This window comes from Candidatus Nanosynsacchari sp. TM7_ANC_38.39_G1_1 (genome assembly GCF_004138385.1).
This window is the reverse complement of the sequence record NZ_PQNZ01000030.1, coordinates 1-9,985: the sequence shown is the minus strand read 5'-3', so window position 1 is coordinate 9,985 and position 9,985 is coordinate 1. Positions and strand designations below refer to the sequence as shown.

At 49.4% G+C, this 9,985-nt stretch carries 10 protein-coding genes; all 10 read left to right on the top strand.

All coding sequences use genetic code 11. The features are described from left to right. The coding region (locus tag G1ANC_RS04035; protein WP_164997991.1) for a hypothetical protein at nucleotides 1-222 on the top strand (222 nt) is incomplete at its 5' end. Between the two features lie 987 nt (nucleotides 223-1,209). Further along, complete coding sequence (gene murD, locus G1ANC_RS02665; RefSeq protein ID WP_164997990.1) at nucleotides 1,210-2,568, top strand: UDP-N-acetylmuramoyl-L-alanine--D-glutamate ligase; 1,359 nt, start codon at nucleotides 1,210-1,212, stop codon at nucleotides 2,566-2,568. Between the two features lie 139 nt (nucleotides 2,569-2,707). Beyond that, nucleotides 2,708-3,793 (top strand): M48 family metallopeptidase, encoded by a 1,086-nt coding sequence (locus tag G1ANC_RS02660; protein ID WP_129693479.1) that lies wholly within the window; start codon nucleotides 2,708-2,710, stop codon nucleotides 3,791-3,793. Between the two features lie 5 nt (nucleotides 3,794-3,798). After that, nucleotides 3,799-4,884, top strand: coding sequence for a peptide chain release factor 2 (gene prfB, locus G1ANC_RS02655; RefSeq protein WP_129693478.1), 1,086 nt, complete (start codon nucleotides 3,799-3,801; stop codon nucleotides 4,882-4,884). Between the two features lie 42 nt (nucleotides 4,885-4,926). After that, nucleotides 4,927-5,610 carry a cell division ATP-binding protein FtsE gene (gene ftsE / locus G1ANC_RS02650; RefSeq protein ID WP_129693477.1) on the top strand — a complete coding sequence of 228 codons (684 nt, stop codon included), beginning with the start codon at nucleotides 4,927-4,929 and terminating at the stop codon, nucleotides 5,608-5,610. Then, nucleotides 5,607-6,641: an ABC transporter permease gene (locus G1ANC_RS02645; protein ID WP_129693476.1), complete on the top strand. Its 1,035-nt coding sequence runs from the start codon at nucleotides 5,607-5,609 to the stop codon at nucleotides 6,639-6,641. The genes ftsE and G1ANC_RS02645 overlap by 4 nt, the downstream gene beginning before the upstream one ends. A gap of 75 nt (nucleotides 6,642-6,716) precedes the next feature. Further along, on the top strand, nucleotides 6,717-7,874 hold the full coding sequence (locus G1ANC_RS02640; RefSeq protein ID WP_164997989.1) for a CHAP domain-containing protein: 1,158 nt from the start codon (nucleotides 6,717-6,719) through the stop codon (nucleotides 7,872-7,874). 64 nt (nucleotides 7,875-7,938) lie between these two features. Next, nucleotides 7,939-9,156 carry a S41 family peptidase gene (locus G1ANC_RS02635; protein ID WP_164997988.1) on the top strand — a complete coding sequence of 406 codons (1,218 nt, stop codon included), beginning with the start codon at nucleotides 7,939-7,941 and terminating at the stop codon, nucleotides 9,154-9,156. Between the two features lie 39 nt (nucleotides 9,157-9,195). Next, nucleotides 9,196-9,582, top strand: coding sequence for a PleD family two-component system response regulator (locus G1ANC_RS02630; protein ID WP_129693473.1), 387 nt, complete (start codon nucleotides 9,196-9,198; stop codon nucleotides 9,580-9,582). An 80-nt stretch (nucleotides 9,583-9,662) separates the two neighbouring features. Further along, nucleotides 9,663-9,985 (top strand): hypothetical protein (locus tag G1ANC_RS02625; RefSeq protein ID WP_164997987.1); only part of this gene is annotated, 323 nt, incomplete at its 3' end.

Genomic DNA, 9,985 nt, shown 5'->3' with positions numbered 1-9,985 from the left:
GTCGCGCAAATTAGTAATTTCTATAGCGGGCGTTATTTTGGCGACGGTTTTGTCAAAGATTATGAGCGCGTACCCGAGGCAATCCGCAGCATCACCCGCGAACGCATGATCGCGACGGCGCGCGAATTCATCGGTGCGAATACTTGGGTGCTGGCTGGCGTCAGCGCTAGCGATCAGAAATCACTGACGCGGCTAAATGATAAGCTAGAAAAGCTGTTTTAGAATAATAATTTCAATCAAAAGTAAAATGCTCCGCCGCCGACCCAGCGGAGCATTTTACTCTCAATTCTGGGTGGGCGACGGAGATGGTGTCTCCGTCTGAGTCTCGGTGCTGTCAGCAGAGCCGAGAATCTGTCTATACTCGGCTTCGGTCACACTCATAGTAACCTTACCGTTGGAAGAGCTTGAGAAAGCTCTTTTCAGCAAACTCGCAAGCCCTTCGTTAGTCAATGGGCTGACCGAAAAACTTTGCACATTCGTCGTGCAGTTCGCTGTCCACCACCCGAAACGGATTGACGGACGGCAACTATCGTCAAACGTTTCGTGTACCTCATAGCCGGTAGCGGACTGCGTTACGGCGCTAAGATCGATTGACATCGTTGATATTTCGTCATCTGGTATGATGACGAAATTAATGCTAGTTAGTGGAATCTCAAGGATTTCACGGATTCCATCACTGTGCTGAAATCCGACCAGGAGGGTGGTGCCTCCTTGGAATGTCGCTTATCCACTAATGTAAAACGCATTACCAGTGACTGTCATCTCTCCCGAAAGAGAGACGGACTTGTCACCTAGTGATAGCGGATAAGAGTTTCCGCTATTAATGTCGTAAGTGGCAGCAGCCTCTGCAAAAGTCGCCAGTCTCTCTTTAGGTTTATATGGCATCGTGCTTACATATGTAATAGCGTTTGCTATTATGTAGGAGACTATTATCGTTACAGCAAATGTAACGATAAATTTCAGTTTCTCCCCCTCATCGCAAGTGGATAGAGAAATAAAGCTAGCAAACATGATTCCTATGCAAGTGCACACGATTGCCGCGGTGAGCCATCCCACAATGGACTCCTCTCTTATGATAGACGGAAACGTTCCATCTCTTGCGGGTCGGAGCGAAAGACTAATATATATATCAATAAATGATTTTGTTGTCAAATCAATGCGTGAAATACTGGTATTTTGATGGGTTGGGTGCGTGCTATAATAGTCGTTATGAAGATTATTATCGCTGGCTACGGCGTAGAAGGTATATCAAATCTGATATATTTCCGGCAGAAATTTCCTGACGCGGAGTTTGTGGTGGCTGACGAGCGTCCAGCGGATAAACTGCCAACAATTCCGGACGGCGTGAAGCTGATTTCTGGCAAAAATGCCTTCAGCGAACAGCTGGGTGATGCTGATTTGGTGGTGCGGACGGCTAGCTTGCCGCCGCGCAATATTAAAACTCGCGGCAAGATTTGGTCGGCGACTAACGAGTTTTTCGACAAATGTCCGGCGCCGATTATCGGTGTAACGGGGACGAAAGGCAAGGGGACGACGTGCAGTTTGATTGCCTCGATCTTGCGGCAAGCCGGACAAATGGTGCATTTGGTTGGTAATATCGGCGTGCCGGCGCTGGATGTCTTGCCGAAGATTAAAAAAACCGATATCGTCGTTTACGAATTGTCAAGCTTCCAGCTGTGGGATCTCGAGAAATCGCCGCATATCGCGGTGGTGCTGATGATCGAGCCGGATCATCTGAATGTCCATACGGATTTCGCCGACTACCTCAATGCTAAGAAAAACATTCGCTGCCACCAGCATCTTGGCGATGTCTGTTTATATCACCCAACGAATAAATATGCGCAGGAAGTGGCCGCTACGCCGCTTGGTAAAAGTAATGATGCGAAGTGTGGTCACTGTGATACGCTGGATTTTGCGCAGCGCTATGCTATTCCCGACGATGATCAAGTGTATGTCCAGGACGGTTACTTTTGCGTGCAGAATCGGCAGATTTGCAGCACCAACCATTTACTACTGCCGGGAGCGCACAACCTCGAGAATGCCTGCGCGGCGATGAGCGCGGTGACGGAACTGCCAATCACCGTGACCGATGAGCAATATGCTGCCGGACTAGAGAGTTTCACAGGGCTGCCGCACCGTTTGAAATTCGTCGCTGAGAAAAACGGCGTGAAATATTACGATGATAGCATTTCAACCACGCCGGGCAGCGCTATTGCCGCGTTAAAAGCCTTCACGGAGCCAAAAGTTTTGATTTTGGGCGGCTCTGACAAGGGTGCGGACTATACGGAATTAGCGCAGGAAATCGCCAGACAGCAAATGCGGGCAGTGATCGTCAACGGCGCCAATGCTAGTGAAATTGCTGAAATTCTGCGCAAAGAAAACGTCTCTTGCCAAATTGTGCAATTAGAAATGGCGACGATGCCAATGGTCGTCGAAACGGCAGCCAATCAAGCACAATCTGGCGACGTAGTGATTCTCAGCCCGGCCGCCGCTAGCTTCGATATGTTTAAGAGCTATAATGATCGCGGCGAGCAGTTCGTGGCGGCGGTAGAAAACTTAGCTGATTAGGCGACTCGCGGTCTTGACGGTTGGTTGTGATATTTAGCGTAATCAAAAACGATGAAGTTGCTGCTTATTATGATTAATCCTGTTATAATGTAGCAGGAATGGACGCGAGTCTTGGAGATAGCATCTAATTGGAGGGTTTATGAATCAACAGCCTTATCAGCAATACCAACAGTATCAGCAGCCGCCGCAACCGCAGACCAAAGGCCAGATTGCTGTGGAGCGGGCGCGCAGCACGCGCGATAATGTTGTTTTGGCGATAACCATTGTCATATTTTGTTTATTTACGACCGGCTATTTTATTTATTCAGCATTTAACCGAGTGTCTCTAGATAACATTAGTCACCAGGTTGACTTATCAATCGGCGAGGGTGTCGTTACTGTGTTGGTAGCGATTATTTCTATGATTATAGCGTTGGGTTTGATGTTGGGCATCGGTATGTTTATAGTGCGTATGATGCGCCAGCAAATGCTGGGTAATGCCTTGCAAGTTGAGTATAGCGCTTATGCGTGGCTGCGCGATTGGGCCAACCAGGTATCGGCTGATTTAGAGATGCCGCAAGTCGAGATTTTCATCACCCAGAATCCAGTGATGAATGCTTATGCTTTTGGTTTTGCTAGGCCATATTCTATCGTGCTGCATTCTGGATCGATTCGCTACTTGACCAAGGATGAGCTAAAAGTGATCGTCGTACATGAAATGGCGCATATCAAATACCGCCATGCCAACGCTAACGTGTATTTGATGCCGTTTTTGTCGATTCCGATTATCAGCGTATTGGGTAGTTGGATCTCTGGATTCTGGCATCGTCGTGCCGAGCTAACCGCCGATCGTCTAGCCTTGATGTATTTGGGCGATAGCGAATTAGTCAAGAAATCGCTGATCAAGGTGCATGTCGGACCTGATGCGGCAGACAGTATGAACGAGGTAGCGCGCCAGTGGATGCAGTACACAGCTGAGCGCCCGATGAATCATTTTGCACAGACCTTCAGCGATCATCCGTTTTTGGTACGCCGGTTGAGCCAGATTGACTATTGGAAGGGTGTGGTTGAACCGCAAAATCAGCCGCAGAGCGTTGCGCCAGCTGCTGCTCAATCTAATGTCTCTGAACCCGCTGAATCAGAACCTGCTACCGAGCCGACAACCGTAGAGTCAACCTCTACCAAGAAATCAACTCGCCGCAAATCAGATGACACCAGCCAAAATCAAGACGAGACTGCTGCCTAGGTTCTATGCAGCCGTTACAAAAACAAGCTGAAGATCTCCGCGCTCGCGTGGCTAGCGCTTGCCAGGCTTTGCATATTGACGCTCGCGCCGAAGAGCTGGCAGTGCTTGATGAGCAGCTGGCCGATTCGAATGTCTGGGCGAATGTCGAGCGGGCGCAGATGCTGACGCGGCAGGCGGCGAGCTTGCGTTCGCAAATTGAGCCGTGGCAGATTTTGCGTTCACAAGTCTCGGATATAATCGAACTGATGGATCTAGGCGACGACTCGATGCTGGTAGAGTTTACCGAGCAGCTAGCAGCTCTCGAAGCAGAATACCAGGAGCGCCGCAAAGATTTGCTATTCTCAGGCGAATACGATAATCGAGCGGCGATTCTCAAATTGAGCGCTGGCGCTGGCGGTACGGATGCGCAGGATTGGGCAGAGATGCTAGAGCGAATGTATCTGCGCTGGGCTGAAAAGCATGATATGCAAACCGAGCTAGTCGAGCGTTCGACAGGCGAGGAGGCCGGCATCAAGAACGCAACTTACATTATCCGCGGTGCTTTTGCTTACGGCAAATTGCGCAGCGAACACGGGGTGCACCGGCTGGTGCGGCTCAGTCCGTTTAACGCTGATAATTTGCGGCAGACTAGCTTTGCACTGGTCGAAATCATGCCGGAAATGGACGCGCCAGGCGAGGTCGAAATCGACGATAAAGATTTGCGAATTGATATTTATCGCAGCGGCGGCAACGGCGGGCAAGGAGTCAATACAACTGATTCCGCAGTGCGCATCACTCATTTGCCGACAGGCACGGTGGTGGCGATCCAAAACGAGCGCAGCCAGCTCCAAAACAAAGAAACCGCGCTAAAAATCCTCAAAAGCCGTTTAGCGCAAATGCAGTTAGAACAACGTGCCGAAACGCTAGCTGATCTGCGGGCAGGCGAGTCGGCTAGTTGGGGCGCGCAGATTCGTAATTATGTACTCCATCCCTACACATTAGTCAAGGATACGCGTACTAAGTTCGAGACGCATAACGCCCGCGGCGTGCTAGATGGCGACATTGACGGTTTTATCGAAGCATATCTCGAGCAGCAAGCGGCGACCGAGTAGCTGGCTATCGCTATAAACTAGCTTATGCTACAATAGGTAGTGATGATTCTGTTAGATAGAGTGACTAAGGTGTACGGTAAGGGCAGCAAGCCAGCGCTTGACCGTGTTAATCTACATGTTGAGCCGAACGAGTTTGTAATTATCGTCGGGACGAGCGGTGCTGGCAAATCGACCTTGCTCAAATTATTGACGCGCGAAGAAAAGCCGACTAGCGGCAAGATTGTCGTTGGCGGTATTGATTACGACCAACTCAAGGACAAGCATATCCCGCTGCTACGCCGCAAAATTGGCGTAGTTTTCCAGGATTTTAAGTTGCTGCCGAACCGGACGGTGTTCGAAAATGTGGCCTTTGCGCTAGAAATCGCCGGCATGACTAACCGCGAAATTAAAAATACTGTACCAAAAGTGATTGACCTGGTGGGTCTAAAGGGTAAGGAAAAGCAGTTCCCGCATCAGCTATCGGGCGGCGAACGCCAACGAGTAGCGATTGCTCGAGCAGTAGTGCGCCAGCCAAAGATCCTAATCGCCGACGAGCCGACGGGCAACCTCGATCCGAAGCATAGTTGGGATATTGTCCGCCTACTCGAGAAGATTAACCGGTATGGCACGACTGTTATACTTACAACACATAATGTCGAGATTGTCAATAGGTTGAAGCGCCGCGTTATCACTGTTGATCACGGTAAGATTACTAGCGACCAAGCGCAGGGGAGTTATCGGCAATGAGACGAGACAAAGTCAAGACAGCGGCTGCCAAAAAGAAAAGCCGCCGCGAGGACAAAAAAAATACCGGTGCGCGCGCCTTGACCAGACAAAGGCGCAGCCGCCAGCGCAAATGGCTGACTTTCGTGCGAATGTGTCGCTACGGCGTCAATAATTTCACTCGTAATGCTTGGCTAACCATTGCGGCTACCGCGGTGATGACGATTACGTTGCTGATTATCTTTACTACGGTGGTGGCGCGCAATATTTTGGCAGACTCGGTAACGGAGCTGAGCAAAAAAGTCGATATGTCAATTTATCTCAAAACGGGTACTACCGAAGAGCAGGCTAAACCGATTATTGCCGATTTGCGCAAACTGCATAATGTCGAGCGCGTTGAATTCGTTTCCTCGGAAAAAGCGCGCCAACAAAGCGCCGAAGACAACAAAGCCGACCAAGATATACTAGATGCCCTCAATCAAGCTGCTAATAAAATGCCAGCAGTGATTCGCGTTAATCTAGAGAATATCAATGACACCGACAGTCTTAGCGATTTTGTCAAAACTAATAAGCCGCTCAAAAAAATTATCGATGATAAGCGCGAACCGTCGTTTGCTGGCGACCGGCGCGATGCTATCGAAAATATCGGCCGCTGGACAGATTTTGCGCAGCGGGCCGGTTTGGCAGCGAGCGTTCTCTTTGTCGTAATATCTTCGTTGATTGTTTTTAATACCATTAGAATGGCAATATTCAACCGTAAAAGCGAGATCGAGATGATGAAGCTTATCGGTGCTGACAAAAGCTTTATCCGCGGCCCGTTTTTGGTAGAAGCGATGGTGTATGGTTGTATTGCTGCTGTTGTAGCGACCGCTATAGGGGTAGGGGTTTTTGCGACGATTTCTGGCAAATTACAGGCTTATGGAATTGCTGCTGTAGCTACGTCGCACTTTTTGATAAATAATTTGCTGTTGGTCCTGCTAAGTATGATGTTGCTAGGCTCGTTGATTGGGATTATTTCCTCGACGCTGGCCACTCGCCGTTATCTCAAATTGTAGAGTAATTTACGAAAGGAGGTGCTTATTCGACGTAGCTTTATTGACAAAGTGGTAATGCTTTGTTACGCTAGAGGTATGAAACATAGGTCCACCACACCAGTTTCGTCAAGGCGGCACGTTGCGAAGTCGTCAATCGTCGCAGCAGCTGTTTTGATGAGCGCAAGTATACCGGTTGCCTTCGCGCAAAACGTGTTGGCCGACCAGTACGACGAACAGGTCAAAAAACTTCAATCAGAAGCTGATTCGTATCAGCAGCAGGCGGCGACGCTTGGCGCGCTGGCGTCAACGCTGCAAGCGCAGCTTGATGTATTAACCAAGCAAAAAAATGAAATCCAAGCGCAAATTAATACTAGCCAAGCTAAGCGCGATAAGCTCGAGAAAGATATCGCTGCTACCGAAAAGAAAATCGAGATTAACAAAGAAGCTCTTGGCGAAATTGTTGCCGATATGTACGTTGATAGCTCAATCTCGCCGCTCGAGATGCTGGCTAGCAGCAAAAACATCGGCGATTACGTTGACAAGCAAGAATACCGCTCGTCAATGCAGGACAATCTGAGCACCAAGATCAAACAGATTAAATCGCTCAAAGCGCAGCTCGAAAAGCAGAAAAAGCAAGTTGAGAACGTACTGCGCGATCAGAAGTCGCAAAAAGCCGCGCTAGCTGCCAAAGAGGCTGAACAGGCTAAACTAGTCTCGGACACTCGCGGCGAAGAATCAGCCTACAATAACCTGGTTGCCAAGCGTAACAGCGAAATCAGCAGTGTCCGCGCTCAACAGGCTGCCGCTATGGCTGCAGCTGCCCGTGCTTCAGGCTCTACTAATATTGGTACGGGCTCGGCTAGCGGCGGCGGATATCCGTCGGTTTGGGCTAATGCCGAGCAAGATACGATCGTTGATAACTGGGGTCTCTATAACCGCGAATGCGTCAGCTACACCGCTTGGAAAGTAGCTAGTACTGGCCGTTACGTACCGCATTTTGGCGGGGCAGGTAACGCTAATCAGTGGCCGAGCACAACGTCTCGCTATGGTATTGCAAACGGCCCAACGCCAAAAGCTGGCTCGGTAGCTATTCAGTATGTTGGTGCTTATGGTCACGCTATGTATGTCGAAGCAGTTAATGGCGATGGTACGATTACTGTTAGTGACTACAACAATAATATCGACGGTTTAGGCTGGGGTCGCTATCACTACTACACGCGTTCAAGTGCTGGGCTAACTTATATATATTTCTAGCGAGATCAAGATAATAAGCGGTAAATTATAGCGTACTCAGCCAGAGTGCGCTATAATTATGATTATGGCAAACGAACAGGGAGTTGAAAATAAGGGGCGGAAGCCTCGGCAGCGAAAGGTCTCGCAGAGTGTTTTCTTGGCATCGCTAGTCTTGGCGATAATCGTATCGTTTGCGGCTGGTACGCGCAGCGAAGAAATCTATCAGATAGCAGCGCCGATTTTTGGCATCAAGGTGGCTAAGCAGCCGCTTGATACCGAGGTGATGAAAGAAGCTTATCGTCAACTAGCGGCGAATTATGACGGTGATTTGGATGCTAATAAACTATCGGACGGGGCGGCTCGCGGCATGGTTAAAGCGGTCGGCGACGACTACACGACATTTCTAGATAAGGAAGAAGCGGCAGAATTTAACAAAAGTCTAAACGGCGAAGTTTCTGGCATTGGTGCCGAAATCGGCGTGCGTAATTTGCAGCCGACAGTACTGCGAGTTCTCGATGATTCTCCAGCCAAGAAAGCCGGCCTTAAAACGGGCGATATCTTTGTGGCTGTGAACGGTACGTCAGTAGCGGGCGAGACGGCTAGCGGCGTGGCTGATAAGGTTACTGGCGAAGCGGGCACGACTGTTAAGCTAACTATGCGCCGCGGCAGCGAATCGCTAGATTTTTCGATTACGCGGGCCCAAATTAGCGATCCTAGCGTCCGTTGGTCGGTTAGCGACGACGTTGGTATATTGACGATCTCGCGCTTTGACGATAATACCGGTTCGCTAGCTCGCAAAGCTGCTAAAGAGTTCATTGACAAAGGTGTTAAAAGCGTTATTGTTGATTTGCGTAACAACGGCGGCGGCTATTTGACAGCAGCGCAAGAAGTAGCGAGTCTATGGCTAGATAACGGCAAGACGGTCGTTACCGAGAAAAGCCGCGGCCAGGTGACCGAAACAGTCAAAGCATTAGGCAATCCGACGCTCAAAGGCAAGAAAACCATTGTCCTCGTCAATGGCAGCTCAGCCAGTGCTAGTGAGATTGTGGCTGGTGCGCTGAAAGATTATCAAGCAGCCATCTTGGTCGGTGAAAAAACCTTTGGCAAGGGTACGGTGCAAAAGGTGATCAACCTATCCGACGATCGTATCCTCAAGGTGACAGTGGCCCGCTGGTATACACCGCAAGACAGAAACATCACCAAAGAAGGCATCCAGCCGAACCAGACGGTCAAGATGAGCTCGGATGATAATAACGCTGGGCGCGATCCGCAAATGGCGCGCGCTAAAGAATTAGCGTCATAGCCCTTGTGCTTATCGCCAGGCTGGTATACTATATAAACTATGGATACACGCAAACGTAAGATTTTGCTAGTAGAGGATGATACTGCGCTAGCATCGGTATATCGGTCGCGTCTTGAGCTAGAGGGTTTTGACGTCTGTGAAGCAAATAATGGCGAGGATGCGCTGTCGTTGGCAGTGTCTGAACATCCTGACTTGATTTTGCTGGACGTCATGATGCCGAAAATTAGCGGTTTCGACGTTTTGGATATTTTGCGTAATACGCCGGAGACTACCAATATTCGGGTGATTATGCTAACCGCGCTTAGCCAGCCCAAAGACAAAGAACGCGCCGAGCAGCTCGGTGTTGACGATTATTTAGTGAAATCGCAAGTAGTTATCGGCGATGTCGTCGAGCGGGTGCGCTACCACCTAGGCATGAGCAAGTAGCCGCTTGTAGAATTGCTTAGTTTGGTTATTTGTGGTGTTGTAGTTGACATTTCGCTTATGTTTTGATATAATATTAGTATATGCCAAAAACACATACACCAAAAAGTACAGCGCCAGACGGCGAATCGTCTGAAAAACCTACAATGATTGACCATCCAGCGCCAGACGGCGAATCTCCAAGCACTGAAGATTTAGGTGCTGAGTCTGAAAAAGAAGCTAGCGGGGAACGATCAGGTGAAATAAGTGCTGAATTAGGCAGATTAGCTACTGGTAGGCGGTTTTACGATCCTAAACCTAGCGATAGCCAGCCGCCAGAGCCGCCAGTTGATGAGGGTGAAAGGTTGCGTGCTGTGCTAAGAGCGGCTGGCAAGCTGAATCCGACGAAAGCAGAGCCGAAGCCACC